Origin of the sequence: Bacteriovorax sp. BAL6_X (assembly GCF_000443995.1) — a bacterium.
Classification (GTDB): Bacteria; Bdellovibrionota; Bacteriovoracia; order Bacteriovoracales; family Bacteriovoracaceae; genus Halobacteriovorax_A.
Genome location: NZ_AUMC01000010.1, coordinates 351,376 through 367,253, shown reverse-complemented (window position 1 = coordinate 367,253; position 15,878 = coordinate 351,376). Strand labels below are relative to the sequence as shown.

17 protein-coding genes are annotated in these 15,878 nt (G+C 36.9%); 7 read left to right on the top strand and 10 right to left on the bottom strand.

Going from position 1 to position 15,878, the window contains the following annotated elements; genetic code table 11:
• Positions 1-142: 142 nt before the first annotated feature.
• Positions 143-781: a transposase gene (locus M902_RS16380; RefSeq protein WP_021268288.1), complete on the bottom strand. Its 639-nt coding sequence runs from the start codon at positions 779-781 to the stop codon at positions 143-145.
• 114 nt (positions 782-895) lie between these two features.
• Here M902_RS16380 and M902_RS12325 point away from each other — a divergent pair, with 114 nt between their 5' ends.
• Complete coding sequence (locus M902_RS12325; RefSeq protein ID WP_156979841.1) at positions 896-2,836, top strand: methionine--tRNA ligase; 1,941 nt, start codon at positions 896-898, stop codon at positions 2,834-2,836.
• Positions 2,837-2,880: 44 nt separating this feature from the next.
• Here the strand turns inward: M902_RS12325 and M902_RS12320 are convergent, their stop codons facing one another.
• Positions 2,881-3,531, bottom strand: a complete 651-nt coding sequence (locus M902_RS12320) for a hypothetical protein (RefSeq protein ID WP_021267903.1) — start codon at positions 3,529-3,531, stop codon at positions 2,881-2,883.
• 156 nt (positions 3,532-3,687) lie between these two features.
• The gene (locus M902_RS12315) at positions 3,688-4,293 is read right to left on the bottom strand and encodes a phospholipid scramblase-related protein (RefSeq protein ID WP_040314789.1); all 606 of its coding nucleotides are present in this window, start codon (positions 4,291-4,293) and stop codon (positions 3,688-3,690) included.
• Between the two features lie 184 nt (positions 4,294-4,477).
• Here M902_RS12315 and M902_RS16130 point away from each other — a divergent pair, with 184 nt between their 5' ends.
• Complete coding sequence (locus tag M902_RS16130) at positions 4,478-5,788, top strand: sensor histidine kinase (RefSeq protein ID WP_021268041.1); 1,311 nt, start codon at positions 4,478-4,480, stop codon at positions 5,786-5,788.
• 12 nt (positions 5,789-5,800) lie between these two features.
• Here the strand turns inward: M902_RS16130 and M902_RS12305 are convergent, their stop codons facing one another.
• Together M902_RS12305 and M902_RS12300 are read right to left on the bottom strand one after the other, a co-directional pair.
• A complete protein-coding gene (locus tag M902_RS12305) occupies positions 5,801-6,172 on the bottom strand; it encodes a hypothetical protein (protein ID WP_021268575.1) in 372 nt (123 codons plus the stop codon).
• A gap of 83 nt (positions 6,173-6,255) precedes the next feature.
• Entirely contained in the window at positions 6,256-6,669 is a 414-nt protein-coding gene (locus tag M902_RS12300; RefSeq protein ID WP_021268166.1) for a VOC family protein, read from the bottom strand.
• Between the two features lie 139 nt (positions 6,670-6,808).
• Between M902_RS12300 and M902_RS12295 the strand changes: the two genes are divergently transcribed.
• Together M902_RS12295 and M902_RS12290 are read left to right on the top strand one after the other, a co-directional pair.
• Positions 6,809-7,411 carry a 2OG-Fe(II) oxygenase gene (locus M902_RS12295; protein ID WP_021268042.1) on the top strand — a complete coding sequence of 201 codons (603 nt, stop codon included), beginning with the start codon at positions 6,809-6,811 and terminating at the stop codon, positions 7,409-7,411.
• A gap of 111 nt (positions 7,412-7,522) precedes the next feature.
• Positions 7,523-8,077: a hypothetical protein gene (locus tag M902_RS12290; RefSeq protein ID WP_021268321.1), complete on the top strand. Its 555-nt coding sequence runs from the start codon at positions 7,523-7,525 to the stop codon at positions 8,075-8,077.
• A gap of 3 nt (positions 8,078-8,080) precedes the next feature.
• Here M902_RS12290 and M902_RS12285 read toward each other — a convergent pair whose 3' ends face one another.
• The gene (locus M902_RS12285) at positions 8,081-8,605 is read right to left on the bottom strand and encodes a PepSY domain-containing protein (protein ID WP_021268729.1); all 525 of its coding nucleotides are present in this window, start codon (positions 8,603-8,605) and stop codon (positions 8,081-8,083) included.
• A 3-nt stretch (positions 8,606-8,608) separates the two neighbouring features.
• The gene (locus M902_RS12280) at positions 8,609-9,061 is read right to left on the bottom strand and encodes a PPC domain-containing DNA-binding protein (RefSeq protein WP_021268720.1); all 453 of its coding nucleotides are present in this window, start codon (positions 9,059-9,061) and stop codon (positions 8,609-8,611) included.
• Between the two features lie 122 nt (positions 9,062-9,183).
• Here M902_RS12280 and M902_RS12275 point away from each other — a divergent pair, with 122 nt between their 5' ends.
• The 3 genes from M902_RS12275 to M902_RS12265 all read left to right on the top strand — a co-directional run bounded on the left by M902_RS12275 (position 9,184) and on the right by M902_RS12265 (position 11,718).
• Positions 9,184-9,915 carry a hypothetical protein gene (locus M902_RS12275; RefSeq protein ID WP_021268564.1) on the top strand — a complete coding sequence of 244 codons (732 nt, stop codon included), beginning with the start codon at positions 9,184-9,186 and terminating at the stop codon, positions 9,913-9,915.
• Positions 9,890-10,783, top strand: coding sequence for a patatin-like phospholipase family protein (locus tag M902_RS12270; protein ID WP_021267951.1), 894 nt, complete (start codon positions 9,890-9,892; stop codon positions 10,781-10,783). The genes M902_RS12275 and M902_RS12270 overlap by 26 nt, the downstream gene beginning before the upstream one ends.
• A gap of 65 nt (positions 10,784-10,848) precedes the next feature.
• Positions 10,849-11,718, top strand: coding sequence for a mechanosensitive ion channel family protein (locus tag M902_RS12265; protein ID WP_021268287.1), 870 nt, complete (start codon positions 10,849-10,851; stop codon positions 11,716-11,718).
• On the opposite strand, the gene M902_RS12260 is transcribed toward M902_RS12265, so the two are convergent.
• The 3 genes from M902_RS12260 to M902_RS12250 all read right to left on the bottom strand — a co-directional run bounded on the left by M902_RS12260 (position 11,715) and on the right by M902_RS12250 (position 15,827).
• Positions 11,715-12,749, bottom strand: coding sequence for a murein L,D-transpeptidase catalytic domain-containing protein (locus tag M902_RS12260; RefSeq protein WP_040314784.1), 1,035 nt, complete (start codon positions 12,747-12,749; stop codon positions 11,715-11,717). The genes M902_RS12265 and M902_RS12260 overlap by 4 nt on opposite strands.
• A gap of 86 nt (positions 12,750-12,835) precedes the next feature.
• Positions 12,836-14,251: an MATE family efflux transporter gene (locus tag M902_RS12255; protein ID WP_021268053.1), complete on the bottom strand. Its 1,416-nt coding sequence runs from the start codon at positions 14,249-14,251 to the stop codon at positions 12,836-12,838.
• Positions 14,252-14,282: 31 nt separating this feature from the next.
• Complete coding sequence (locus tag M902_RS12250; RefSeq protein WP_021268035.1) at positions 14,283-15,827, bottom strand: potassium/proton antiporter; 1,545 nt, start codon at positions 15,825-15,827, stop codon at positions 14,283-14,285.
• Positions 15,828-15,878: the final 51 nt, after the last annotated feature.

The window sequence follows — 15,878 nt, the reverse complement described above, 5'->3', positions numbered from 1 at the left end:
CACCGTACAAAGAGACTTCACCTCGAATTTATCCATTTTAATAGGATTATTTGCGAATTATCGTCGTAATTTAATAAACAAGGTGGGCCTTTTGCCAAATATGAATGAAAAACGCCTTGAAAGAGGCAATTTGTGTATCTAACTACCTATTTTTGCATAAAGTGTCCGCGTACCCCAAAAGCATCTTTTCATATGAAGGAGTTCTTTCAGCAAGTTTAAATCTTGGATGCTTTAGTGCACGTTTTAAAATTGAAATAGTATCTGCTCCGAATCTTCTTTCAAAATAAGTCTGCTCATCCGCGTAGTGAAAGTGTGGCCTAAAGTTAATTAACCTAGCCTCATAGCTTGTTATAAATAATGAGGAATATGGGTAGTCTCCACATGACTCAGCTATACCTGCACGAATTGGATTTTGATAAAGGTAGCGATAGACATTTTTTAAGTAGCTCTGGTTATCGATAATACTCCAACGATAGCGATTGCTAAATTTCTGATTGATGCGATTAGAGTTCTTGGCCAATAAAGACGAGAAACGAGAGTTAAAGAATCGCATGAATATATCAATATCCTCGTTGGGTGTCGTTAGAATCATATGATAATGATTACTCATTAATACAAAACAATTTATTTCCACCATACATTTACTCTGGGCATAAATTAATGCTTCTTTGCAAAGATCCCAAACCTGGAACATTGGAAGCGGAAACCATTCCCTATTATTGGTTCTTGTTATTACGTGATACGGAAACTTACTTTGACGAATGAGACTTTTTCTAGGCATGGCCATACTTCCCCTACACTAACTCCCTATGTCATCTCACAAAAGATAATTTGGATAACTTTTGCAAAAGAGAAATATAGACGAAGATAGGCCCACGGTGTTAAATTTGAACCCATGAATGAAAATAAAAAGAATAAAAAAGACATGCGTCCAAAACAGGACATTCCAACAATCCTATCTCGCGTTAGCCGCCCTAAGAAAGCAGTTATTACTGCAGGTATGCCGTATGCTAATGGCCCAGTTCACATTGGACACTTAGCTGGTGCCCATGTTCCAGCAGATATCTACTCTCGTTGGATGAGGCTACTAGTTGGCGATGAAAATGTACTATTTGTTTGCGGTACTGATGATCATGGATCAACAAGTGAAGTTGCGGCCAAGAAACTTGGTAAGACAACGCAAGAATTCATTGGTGAAGTTCATGCAAAACAATCAAAGACAATGGAGCGCTACTCAATTGGTTTAGATACTTATACAGGAACTTCAAAGGAAGAAAATTACGAGGCCCACAAAGAGCTTTGCCAGGACTTTCTAAGAAATATGCATGCCAATGGAATGCTCGATAAGAAAACAAGCCAGCAATGGTTTGATCCAAAACTTAATATGTTCCTACCTGATCGCTATGTTCAGGGAGATTGCCCAAATCCAGAATGTTCAAATACAAAAGCATATAGCGATGAGTGTGATGTTTGTGGGAAAAACTATGATCCACATGAGTTAAAGAATCCTATCTCAGCAGTTAGTGATGCGACTCCGGAGCTAAGAGACACTGATCACTGGTATCTGAATATGTGGAAAGTAACTGATCAATTAATTGAATGGTTAAATACAAAGCAGAAAACTTGGAGAAAGCCTATTCTTCAAGAAGCTTTTGGTACGGTTTATCCTTGTGTAACTTTCACAAATAAATCTGAGCCAGCATATAAGGAAATCAAAGAAGAACTTCCAAAGCATAAGAGTCGTTATGCTCCAGGCAGAAAAGTTCTAGTTCAATTTGAAAACTTAGCTGATCTTGCTTCAGGTAAGAAGCAATTAGAAGATAAAGGAATTGAGTGTGATCTAAATGATGGTTGGGCACACAGAGCGATTACTCGTGACGTTTCATGGGGAATCCCTGTTCCAACTGATATTGAACCTGGTATGGAAGGTAAGACTTTATATGTATGGCCTGAGTCTTTAATTGCACCAATTTCATTTACAAAAGTTGCTCTTAAGAAAAAAGGACTTGATCCAGAGCTTTACAAAGAATTCTGGACTGATCCTGAAGCAAAGGTTTTCCAATTTCTTGGAACTGATAATGTTTTCTTCTACGTTCTTATGCAGGGAGCGATGTGGTTTGGAGTGCAAGAAGATCCAATGAGACAGGCGCTAAAAGGAGAATTCCAACAAACTGACGTCTTCTCTAACTTCCACCTACAAATCAATGGTGAGAAAATGAGTAAGTCGAAAGGAAATTTCTATACTGGAGATCAACTTATTGATGAAATGGGATATACAGCAGACCAAGTTCGCTACTTCCTTTCAACTCTAAGCCTTTCTGAAAAAGCTTCTAATTTTGACTTTGAGGTTTTCAAGGCAAAGAATGCATTTCTAGCAGGCCCTATGAACGCTGCATTTGAAAAGCCAATCTCTGCGTGTCACAAGCAATTTGGAGGAGTGGTTCCTAAGGGTGAGCTTATTGGTAAGACAGAAAAAGAAACTCTTAAGATTGTTCAGCAATATACGAAATTCATGGAAAAGGGAGAATACCCAAAAGCACTTGGTGCCCTTGAAAACTATGCTCGTATTATTAACGGACTATTTAATCAGTATAAGCCACATGATGATCGTTTTGATGAGAAAGAAAGAACTGATGCACTTTACTCTTGTTTCTATATTCTAAGAAATATCTTAGTAATGCTTAGGCCATTTGCGCCAGAGACAATGGATAAGCTACGCGTGTCTTTAAATCTACCAGAAAGTGTTTATTCAATTGATGAGCTTGCAAAAGAATTTCCTGAAAATCATAAGATTGGGGAACAAGTAGAATACTTTCCAGCAGTTGATGCTGAGTAAATAACAAAGGGAGCTTAAAGCTCCCTTTTTTTATGATAAATCTTCTAAAGTCCCTCTAGCTGACTTTTTATTTTTTCTTTTAATTGCTTAAAATTAATATCTTCAATTTCAACAATCATCCCTTCATCAATTTGCTTTGCTTCAACGTCATCAAGATCATCTTCGTCGGCAACACCAATAACTTGCTCGAGAGCAATGGACATATCACGATGAACAAATGGATCAAGCTCATCAAGTCCTGCAGCAAAAGTTGTTCCTACTGCTGTACCTGACGGAACACCAAAGAAGAACCCACCAGCAGCAGCGACTCCACCATCAAGACTAACTCCAGTTCCAATATAGTAAGCGGCCGTGGCCTTTGCTCCAATAATCAAACCAAGATAAGCTGAAACTGCCAAGATTGCGACATCTGCGCCTGCTGCGTAAAGAGCATGACGTCCATTCATATCTGCCATCTTCTTAATATCGCTTCTGGCAAAAGTTCTGTAATCAGAAAAGAGATTACGGCACTTTAGCTCTTCTCTATTCCCATGACATTCTTCAAAGATATAACGGTCATTTACAATTTCCGTCGCCTTAATATATTTATAAGGCGTCTCTTCGGCCTGAATAAATGTCGAGGCCTGATTAAGTTGTGAGAGTAAGAGAACTCCCGTTAGAGCAATTTTCTTAAGTTTTGGGCTTAGTGTTTTCATAGTTTAAATTTATCAAAAAAAGACATTGAGATAAGTGATTTAGTAAAAATTCCAGAGGGTGCATAATACTTATTCACTTGTATAAGTCACTGATACATCATATTTTTCAGGAGAAACTAATAAAAAACTTATTCAAAATAGAGAATTACTTTTTCTTTAATTTGCCTTTTTTTCAAAATAGACAAGATCAATAAAGACAGATGTTGCTAAGATAATTTTCTTTTCATCTATCGTTAAGGCCTGACTTTTTAAATCAATGGCGAAATTGTCACGATCCGTGAATATTTCCGAAAATAGTCCAGAAAACTTTTTTAAGACACAGGCAACCTCTTGCCCACGAGAATAAAAAGGATAAGTCCAAGGCTTCCAAATTGGCGAGCGCATCTCCATGATGACATTTCCATGAGCATCTAAGACATCAAACTTCTTAGTTATTAAAGAGAACCTTTGCTGAAGTGAGCCAATCTTTTGGCCATTTATATCTTGTACTTCAAGGCGCTGAAACAAGAAACAAAACGGATGCTTAGCAATCATATACTCATTGCGGCCTTGGTCAAAAAAGTGAAGGTCAAACGTTCTCCAATGCCCTAAGAATTGGCGCATCATAAAACCAAGAAAGCCCTTTTGCTGTTCAGCTGCGTAACCAATAGGGTTTTGTGCTTCATCCAGGAATTGATACTTATTTCTTGTCTCATAACCCAAAAGCTCCCAATTTTCTCTTACCTGCTGCACAAGAAGCTTACTATGCTGATTTAAGTCCATTACCCCTCTCATTTATTCTAAAAATTTATGAATAAATGTTAACACAGATTACATCTAACTTATTAGTTTTACTTAAAATGCGATTGTTAAGGTATTAGTATTGACCCCTATTTCATCTAAATATTATTGAACTCAGTTTATTATTACTGTAAATCTATACTGAGTTCACATATATAGGACAAGAATGAATTTAAGATTATACCCAAAAAGACCAACAGAGAGCATTAAAGATATTTTAAGGATTATGGACTTCACTCTCGGTCCATTCACAATGCTCTTTGCTATTTGTGTTGGTGTTTATGAATATCAAATCTCACAAAGACTAAATAGCTTCTTTGGGATCTTCTCTTTTCTTATTTTTAATCTCACAATTTCTCAAATAAGTATTCGACTTAAGAACTCCCTGAACATTGAGATCTTTCGACAAGTTTTTGCAATCTGTATCCTTTGTCCTTTTGCTATTTATATCGTTGAAGGGCCATTCTCACCGTTTTGGTATCTCTATCTCATTATGATTGTCTCCAGTAATAATATTTTCTTTGAAGTAACTGGAAAGCATATCTATAGTGGCCTTATTACTCTCTTAGCAGTTATTAGCTATATCGCTTCAAGTTACTTACTTCTTGATGAGCCAGAAACTTCTCTTATCGTAATTCATTCTCTAACTATGATTATGCTTAGCCTTCTCTTCTACAGACTCCTTAGTCTTGTGGATCGTACTTATCGAAGTGAGGTAAATAAATCCATCGCCTTACAAGAGACTATGGATAAGCTCAATAGCACTAAAGAAAGCCTTATCTATAGCTCACGCTTAAGCGCAATCGGTGAGATGGCCGGAGGCATTGCTCACGAGATAAATAATCCTCTAACTGTAATCTATGGCTCTATTTATCAAATTAAGCGTTTACTAGATACAGGAGAAATGAATAAAGAAACATACGATATTCACATTAAACGTATACTTGATACAATCGACCGTATTACTCGTATCATTTCGAGCCTGAAGGTTGTTTCTAGAGAATCTGGAGAGATAAAAAGAGAAGTAATATCTCTAAAGGATATTCTTGTGGACTCAACGGCCATTTGTGGCGAAAAGTTTAGGGCCCACGGAATCAATCTAAAATTTGATCTTGAGGATAAGGCCTTCAATGTAGAAGTTGATGCTGACAGAGTTCAAATCTCTCAAGTTTTTATCAATCTTTTAAATAACTCTTACGATGCCATCGAAACATCTGAATCACCTTGGATAGATATTTTAGTGAAAGAAATTGAGGACTTTGTTCTTGTCAGTGTAATAGACTCGGGCCCAGGTATTGACACCAAGCTCCAACGTAAAATATTCGAACCTTTCTACACCTCAAAAGAAGTTGGAAAAGGAACAGGATTAGGACTGTCGATTTCAAAAGGAATCCTTGAAAAGCATCAAGGGGAATTATTCTTAGATACAAACGAGAAAGCAACCTGCTTTGTGGTAAAGATCCCCAAAGCAAGTTGAAATGTTTCTATATTAGAAACAGGTAATATACGAATCACCGATGCTACCTAGGAGCTTAGACCCAGATTCATCGAAAATATTTCCATAAGAGTTACCACCATCACAACTGTCTTTAACAGTAACGACGATTGTATAGACTGTACCAGTTTGTGTCGCCTCAAGCCTTCTAAGCTCTAGGGCATCAGCACAATACTCATAATCAAAATCTGCTAATTCAGTGTATTTTGCAAATTCTTCTTTTGATAATTTTGGAAGGCGTTCAGAGTAAACTTCAGTGTATTCATCACGATCATAACTTGAAGCAAGATCAACATTATTCAATTCTGGACAGGCCGTAGCATAGCTTAAAAGAATAACTGATAAAAGAGCAACAACTGATTTCATAACGACCTCCACTTAAATACAGGCTTTATTTACCGCGAGACCGCTTACTTATCAATTATATAAAAAATATAGATTTCATCTAATTATGAGATATTTATAAGATGGCCATCATCACTTGGTGACTGTGTTACTTCCCAACGGTTTCCATCTGGGTCCATCAAAAGAAAGCTCTTCTCTCCCCATGGGTGATCCTTCGGCTCACCACTCACCTCAAATTGATATTGAGACCTTAAGGCCATTAACTTTTGATAGAAGTCATCAACATTTTCAACAGTCACACCATAAGAGACCTGTGCTGGATTATCCACTAATTCAAAGAATTTAGCGGCCTTTCCCACAGGTCGAAAAAAGGCAATGCGACTTTTGTCAGGAAGAACAAAATCTGCAAAGTCTTCATTGGCAAAGTGGGCCTTAACACCAAAGACATCTGTGAAAAAATTTGAAATATTCGTTACATTGCTAGAAGTAATTACTAAGTGAGATAGAGCTTTGATCATAATTCATCCTATTTCTATTCATGTTATAACAATTCGATTGACTTAGATAGCCTTTAAGATTAAATCATCTCATCCATTATTTTGGTGGCCAATCCTTCCTGCCACCCTTTGAGGCCCTAGACCTAGTGAGAACATTTAGATGCAAGAGCTTGATGCGCTGATCGAAGCTTTAACCGAGAAGCGATACTATGTGAGCGATACGCTTATTTCAAACGAACTGGCCCATGCCCTAAAGGACGAGGCCCAAACGCGTTTTCATATCGGTGACTTTCAGGAAGCTAAGGTTGGACGACAATTAACAAAGCGACTAGACGAAAGAATCCGTGGCGATCTAACGTCTTGGATTGAAGGAGATATGGCCAACCACTCACTCGCGCTTCAACAATATTTAAAGTTTCTTGATAATCTTAAAGATCAACTTAACCCTATCTTCTACTTAGGAATTCGCTCATACGAAGGACACTTTGCCTGCTACGATGAAGGAGCCTTCTATCGTAAACATGTGGATCAACACCGAGGAAGAGGGCTAAGACGCCTAAGTGTAATTCTCTATTTAAGTGATATGAGTAATGACGATGGTGGAGAGGTCGTTATCTATCATCATCAGAAACAAGATGTGGAAGTAACTCGTATTAGGCCTAAGCTTGGAAGACTTCTTATCTTTCTATCTGAAGACCTTCCTCATGAAGTTCTCCCTGCTTACAAAGCGAGACTTTCATTAACAGGTTGGTTAAGGGCCTAAAGCCTAAAAAGGTCTCATTAACGTCGTTCCATTAGTTACTGAAATCAAGGGTAAGAAGGCCCACGATAATTTATTCTATGATATAATCTCTCTTACAAGAGAGGTAATACTTTGGATGTAAAAAAGCTCATTAAGTCTGAATTAGGCTTTGATGGCGTAACACTCTATATCGACAAGCGAAGTAAGTTTTTCTTTTTCATGAAATATGAAAAGGAAAACTTTATGGTGCTATTAAAAAATGAAATTGAAAGTGAAGCTCTCCCATTAATGAGAAAATTTACAGATGAATACCCAGAGCTTCCAACCCTTATTAAAGAAACAGACTCTCTTATTCTCTATGATATTCCAAATGGGAAACTTGCAAGAGTTGTCGAAGAAAAAGTTAATGAAGAATTGGCAAAGCAAATCACAGAAATTCAATTTCGCTTAAATGAACTAACGGCGCCATATGGTTATCATTTTGAGTGGCAACTCAATTACTTTTTTATTACTAAAAATAAACTTATGTATATTGATTTAGAAACATTAGAATTTGGAGAGAAAACTAAAACCATAGATATTCAAATCTACGATCAATTAAGTTTAGAAGAGCGCGTGAAGCTTAAAATCAAAAAAGAAAATAAGAGACAAAGCAATCACGAGCGCTTCATAAGGTGGTTAAAGTAGATCCTACATAAAAAGATAAACACTAAGGCCTATTAAAAACAAGACCCCAACGATCTTTCTTTCCTTTTTCATTGTATAAGCTAGGTATAGTCCACTTAAAATGATAAGCAGTAAGAAAACTCCGATAATCTTTTCAACATACCTTAAAAACTGTGGCCCATGACCTTTATGAAGTTCAATCAGTTTTTTTAGAAGACTTGGCTTCACATAAGAGATATGCGTCCCATCTTCTTTTAATTGAAACTTATAGTAATTACGAGTTGTCGGTCTAGTAATTGCCCCATCTCCGACTTTTTTAATATATGCGAAATCAAAGTTTTCATCGATCTCATTTAACTCAAGTGAAATATTTTCTTTTGTTAACTGGGCCTTTGAAAGTTGTACGACTTTTACAGGTTCAATAATTTCACTTCCCTTAAAGCCTAGTAAGTAGGATACACCGGTAAAGGCCATCATTAAAAGTAGCGGCGAAGCAAGAGCTGATAAATAAAGGTGAATTTTAATAAAGAATGGGCGATTGAATTTCATATTCTATCCTTTTATTCCACAGCGAGAAAATGCTTGTGGTAATGATAATAAGTTAAGACCAATTTCTTCATCCATCTTTCTTTCTATTTTTTGAATGATTGGAAAGAAGTAGATTTCAGTTGTCACAGCAACAGTGGCACGAAATAGGTGTCCACCTTTACAAGAAAAGTCCTCATCTCCTAAAACAGTGTGAATATGGAAGAATGGTTTTCCTTCTAAATGGGATAGGTTTCCATCAAGACTTAATAACTCAAAATCCCCATTAAATTCTTTGCGGTCATATGTTTTCGTATCAAGGTGATAAAACCCAAGCTCAACATCTTTTAATGCACCTATGCCTTTAAGCATGCCAGCTCCAAGGTTCTCCGCCGTCGCAAATTTTTCGAGAGAGGTAAAAAGGTCTTCATCCTTATATAATTTAATTAAATAGCATTCTTCTTGCTTGATATATTGCATGATAAGCTCCTGATTTTATTATATAATTATATCAACTTCACTATTAAAGTCTCGACTCGTTGCTCCCTGAAAAGCTTCTACACTCTATTTACTCCAACTAGGCCAAATGATAGAAATTGAGTATGAGAACGCTTCCACTCATTCTCGCCTTCTTTATATTATTGGCCCAAGAGTCGATGGCAATGGAGTGTTTTAAAGAACATCTCGAGGCCGCAATCTCAAGCAATCGAAACCGTCGAGGAATTTACTCAGATCATTCAAATTCTAAAAGTAAAAAAATTTCAAATAGTCTGATCTTCGCTGAAAAAATATCTCTAATCTATGCAAAACTTTTAAGCCCAAGCTTAGAAAAGTATCGTCGGGCCGGTATCCCAGTTCTATGCCTCGACTTTATTGAAATGAGCAAGGTTCCTGATATACCAAGTGACTTTTCTATCCCTAATTATAAATATGAAGATATTGATTCAGTTAATATAAAAACACTTCGCTCAGAGATTTCGAAACGACTTAAGGCTGAAGACTATAATGGTATCGTAGAGTATATCGAAGAGGAGATTTCAAATAAGAAAAAGTATAATCGATACAATTGCATGGTAAGACACGTACTTGAATCCCTCGGCCGAAGCGCATTTTTAACTCCATATTATATTGAACACGCGAGTAGATTAGGACTTCAGTCTCCCCAGAACTTACTAAACAAATATCTAAGAAGAAATATCTTTGCCTTAAAGTATTCCCACTTTCTTGATAAAGAGGCCAGTTCTCTTCAAGAAAGAGGAATTTCAATTTTATGTGGAGATGTCCCCCATATTCCGATAAGATTAGACTATGAGATGGAACTTTCTAAATACTAAAATTGGTCTTGCCCTTGGTGGAGGTGCCGCAAAAGGTATCGCCCACATTGGTGTCTTAAAAGCATTTGAAGAACAAAATATTCCAATTTCCTATATATCAGGAACAAGCGTTGGCGCTATTGTTGCTTCCTACTATGCCTTTGGTAAGAATTACAACGACTTTCTATCCTTGGCAAAGAAGCTAAACTACAAAGACTCAATAAGCTTAACAATTCCTAAGAAAGGCTTTTTTAGTACGAAGTCCATACGAGAAATGCTCATCAAAGACCTAGGTGATGTAAATATCGAAGATGCAAAGATTCCTCTGGCCATTTGCACAACTGATATTTCAACTGGTGAGCAAGTTGTATTTTATAAAGGCAACTTGGCCGATGCAGTTTGTGCCTCGGTTTGTGTTCCTGGTGCATTTGTTCCTCAGGTAATAAATGGTAGAACCCTTGTTGATGGAGGCATTACAGAAAATGTTCCAGTTTCCCCACTTGAAGATATGGGCGCAGGAATTATCGTTGCAGTCGACTTAAATGGAGTACAAAAATATCAAGAGCCTGATGACACTTTCGCCATCATTAGTAATGCCATGGATATTGCCATTGACCTTAGAACAAGAGAACAAATTGAAGATGCAGATGTAATTCTCTCCCTCGATTTAAGTAAGTACAATCGACTCGATAATTCAAAGTGCATACAAGAACTCATTAATGAAGGTTATGAGCCTATGACTCGAAACCTCTCTAGTTTAACTTGGTATCGTAGGGCGAGCTACCTAGAGTTCATTAAAAAGCTTATAATCGAAACTGTCCCATTTAAAGTACCGAAAGTAATTTCAAATCTTTATAAGGAAAAGCTTACTAAAATCTCAATCAAATAAGCTTCTTTTTTATTTCATTTAAATGCGATAACATTTAAAAAAAATAATTTAAGATGGAGATAACATTGTTTGATATTAATCGTGTCTTTGCACTCATTTCAGGAAAACTAACTTTTTGGTACGAAGCATTTATTAAGAATATCCCAAACTTAATTGTTGCAATTGTTGCCCTATTTGCTTTCTTCTATCTTGGTAAAACTCTACGTAATTTAGTTAAGAAAGTTTTACAAAAAGTTTCTTACAAGAAGTCTGTTAATGAAATCCTAGGAACAACGACAAATGTCATTGTCATTGTTGTTGGTATTTTTACGGCCTTAGAGATTATTGGTCTTGAAAAAACTGTTACATCAATTCTTGCAGGGGCCGGGGTAATCGGTTTAGCACTAGGTTTTGCCTTTCAAGAAATTGCAGCAAATTTTGTTTCAGGAGTTCTCATTGCTTTTCGTGAACCATATCAAATTGGTGATATTATCGAAGTTGATAAGATTGTCGGTCAGGTAACAAATATCGAGTTAAGAACAACAGGAATCACGACATTCCAAGGACTTGAAGTTTTTATTCCAAATAAAGATATGTTTACAAAACCTTTTATTAACTACACAAGTACACCACGACGTCGAGTGGATATTTCTGTAGGTGTTTCGTATCACGATGATCTTGAAAAAGTTGAGAAGGTAACAAAAGAAGCGCTTGAGGCCATCAATGGTAGACTTGAAAATGTTCCGGTCGAAGTTTTCTTTGAAGAATTTGGAGCAAGTTCTATCAATCTTACAGCCAGAGTTTGGATTGATTATAGAGCAGGAGTCGCATTTTATAAGGCACGCCATGAAGCCGTTATGAATATTAAAAAATATTATGATAATAATGGAATTTCAATTCCATTTCCGATTCGAACAATTGAATTTTCAAATCAACTCGATGTAAATAAGAACTAATTGCGTCCAGTACACATTCTTTCCCAGCCCTTAACATCCTTAAGGGCCTTATTATAGTCACTACGGCATCCTTCATTAGGAACATATGAATAATAGAGGGAGCCGTTATTGATTTTTTCCATAATCTCTCGGCCTTCACCCGGTACGAATGCAGGACAACCAAAACTTCTTCCCATTATATTACCACGATTATAATAAGCCTCGTGCATTACAACACCTTGCGAACGGGCCTTATCATTAACGCCTTTAGACAGTCCATCTAAGCGCATTCCATTATAATTTCTTCCTGAAGATTTAAAAGTTGGCCAACCTCTTTGCCCTTTCACTCTTTCATCATGGCCACTAGACATATAAAATTCACCAGTTTTAAAAAAGCCTGGTCTCGTCATGGCCCATTGATCATGCTTAGGTTTTGCCTTTGCTGGTACACGACAGCGAACGAGTTTTCCAACATGGTTTGATGCCCTAGTCACTCTACCACTATCAGAGATTGTTGCATCGGCGTAAGTAACACCTCTAACTTTTCCACTACCATGAGACACTTTATACTTCTTAACTTCACCAGTTTTCATATCCAATAAGTAGAAACGTTTATTTTTAGAGTTCTTAGAATAGTCTGCAATTGTAATATAGTTCTTATTTTTAAATTTACTCTTATTTTTCTTATAATAAAGTAATGACTGTTTTAGCGCCTCGATTGGCACATCCTGATCGAGAAATTTTTCATAAAATTGGCAATCTTCACCTCTTGCAGCAGCTTCTGCTATTGCCAGCCCTTCTTCTAGAGCTCTTTTAGCCTCTGGGGCATGGTTTTCTATTACAGTATTAGGATCACAAGTAACTGCACTTTCAGGGCTCGAAATAGGATCCATTTCCACATCTTCAACTGCTTCATTTACTACGTTATCAATTTGGTTTTCGATGTCTTGGGCGTAGCTTGAGCTAGGCATACTTTCATAGGTATTAACGACAATGGCATTTGCATATGTATGTACGGCCAGTACACAAAGCAGAAAATAAACCTTTCTCACTGCTCCCCCTCCCAAAGATATCTCTCAATACCTTATCGGAGGACTAGGATATTTCCTTAATAATTATTCTTTATATTTCAATAAAATCAAGAAACTACACCATCTTCAACAATAGTCTCTTCAATAACTTTAAGCTCTTCTTCAGTAATTGGATCAGTTAAGTTCTTAATCCATCGATTCTGCTTAATGATGAAAATTGCAATGGATGCACCAAGAATATTACCAACAACAAATGAAAGATAAATTCCTGTTTGCCCAAGTGGTGTATGTTTTGAAAGAACATATGCAATTGGAAAGCGAATGACCCATAAAGAGACAATGGCCACCATCATGGAAATCATCGGGCTACCTCCCCCCCTCATTGCACCAGAGGCAACTTGTTGAACCCCAATCAGTCCAAAAGTCAGAGCGATAATTCTGATGAACTTTGCCCCTTCATTAATAACTGCAATTTCATTAGGAACAAAAACTTGTAAAGTTTGCTCAGCAAAAATAAAAAAAACAGCTCCAGCAATCGAAAGAGTAATGAAGATCACCCATAGCGCCTTACTAGTCACTTCTTTAGTTCTTTCAATTTTTCCCGCACCAATATTTTGTCCAACGAGAGTTGAAGTTGCCATCGCAAATCCTAAGCTTGGAATAATCATCAATGTTAGAACTCGAATTCCAATACCATAAGCTGCTAGTGCGATATCACCAAAGGTAGCAATGAGAAATGTCATCACCATCATGGCCATCGCTCGTGAAGATTGTTCCGTCGAAGCAGGAAAGCCAAGGTGAATAATTTTTTTTGCCAAAGAAAAATCAAAAGTGATTTTTGTGAAGTCTATCTTTATTCCACCTTTCCCTTTTGCAAGTAGGTAGAGTCCAATAACAGCAGATAGTCCTTGAGTACAAATCGTTGCGTACGCAGCTCCATCAACACCATAGGCTTTAATTGGTCCATATCCCATAATTAAAATGGGATCGATAACAAAGTTTAAAATAACAGAGAAGAGAACAATATAAAAAGGCGTCTTAACATCTCCGACTCCTCGGTACAGAGATTGGAACATCATATAGAGATAGCTAAAGATCAGACCTATAAATGAAATTCTCAAATAAGAGATAGTTATATTTTGTATTTCAACAGTTGGAGTCATAGCTCGAATGACATATGGAATTACTGCATAAGCAATACCAGCTAATACGGCCGATGTAATAAGAATAATAAATAAAGTATGAAGACATACTTTTGAAACCATCTTTGTATTTTTTTGACCAGTGAATTGAGAAACTAAGATCGTTCCCGAAACAGCAAAGCCTGCTCCCATAGAAATTAAAAGAAAGATTACTGGAAATGAAAGAGAAAGGGATGCGATGGCATTTGTCCCTAAGCGCCCAACCCAAAAAGTATCCGTTAACTGATAGGCCGTTTGTAGAAAATTAGCCATGACAATCGGTATTGATAATTTAAACAAAGACTTGATGACAGATCCTTGTGTAAGATCATAAACTCCCACAAATATCCTTTAGTAAGTAACCTAACTAAATTTAGGCTGCATGTAACTCTTGTGTATCATCATCTTCTTCATCTAATTCTTCAATCTTTTTTTTTTCAAAACACTCTTGTGCTGCTTCTAGGTCCTCTTTTAGTTTAGTTACTAAAAGAATTTTATCCCCTTTTTCAAAAACTGTAGCTCCATCCGGAATAATGAATGCCCCATGTCGCTTGATAAATAAAACGATTGCCCCAACTGGTAATCCTAGGTCAACTACTCTATTTTCAACAGCATAATCAGATTGCTTAAGTTCAAGTTGAACAATTCCATGCTTGGTTTGTTCGAGAAGTTCCATATCAACAGGAAAGTTTACTTCATCTTCTTGTTCAACAATAAGTCCTAGTTTCCTAGCAATAAATTTTAGGGTTGATCCCTGCATAAGAGCTGAAATAATCACAACAAAGAACACAATATCAAATAAGACATGGGCCTTTTCTCCAATGTGAGTTGCTGCAAAACTAGCAAAGACAATTGGTGTTGCCCCTTTGAGTCCGGCCCATGAAATAAAGAGTTTTTCATTTAAATTGAAACGACTCTTAACTAAACATAGGAAGACAGTAATTGGCCTTGCTGCAAATGTTAAGAAACAAGCAATGAAAAGTCCTGCCGGCGCAACTGTAAGGAGTCGATTTGGAAAGACTAGTAAACCTAACATAATGAAGAGACCAATTTGGGAAAGCCAAGTTACGCCATCAAAGAATAGGGAAAGTAAATTCTTATGAAGAATTTTACGATTTCCGATCATCATCCCAAAAACATAAACTGCTAAGAAACCATTTCCGCCAAGCTTTGTTGTTAAAGAATAGCCAAGAAATAACATGGCCATTGTAAGAGGTGGGTAGAGTCCATTAAAATCTAGTTTTACTACATTATTGATTAAGATGAATGAGTGAGCAGTTACCCAACCACCAATTAGACCAATAATAGGATTTGAGATAAACATGATTGCCGTCGTTTTGACATCTCCCATTCCTTGCTCAATGAAGCCAATGATGACAGAGACAAGAAAGTAGGCCATAGGATCATTACTCCCCGATTCAAAACGAAGAATATTTTTAACATCACCAACTTGTGCAGTTGGATCTTTAAATGCAGAGAAAACAGCTGCAGCATCAGTTGCCGAAAGAATGGCGCCGATAAGCAAGGATTCAAGTAAGCCTAAGTCTGTTACAAGATGAGTAAAGCCACCGACTAAGAAAGTAGTGAGCATAACTCCGATTGAAGAAAGAACGACTCCTCTTCCAAAGTCTTTTTTTACTTTGTTAAATGGAGTTTCAAATCCCCCGTTGAAAATAATTAGGCATAGAGCAACTAGGCTTAAAGAATGAGTTAGCTCATAATTACTAAAATTAATTCCCCCAATTCCATCTGATCCGGCCATCATCCCGATGAAGAGGAAAAGCACAAGAACTGGCAAACCAAAGCGGCTTGAGGACTTGCTGAGCACAATGCTTAAGAGTAGTAAGATTGATGCTCCTAATAGGAAATTGTTTAAGAACTGCTCCATAGGAATGGGCTTATCGGCAAAAATTGTCATAACTTTAGTAAAAACATCAGGTTATTAAGCTTTTTTTAGTGTGTATCAATC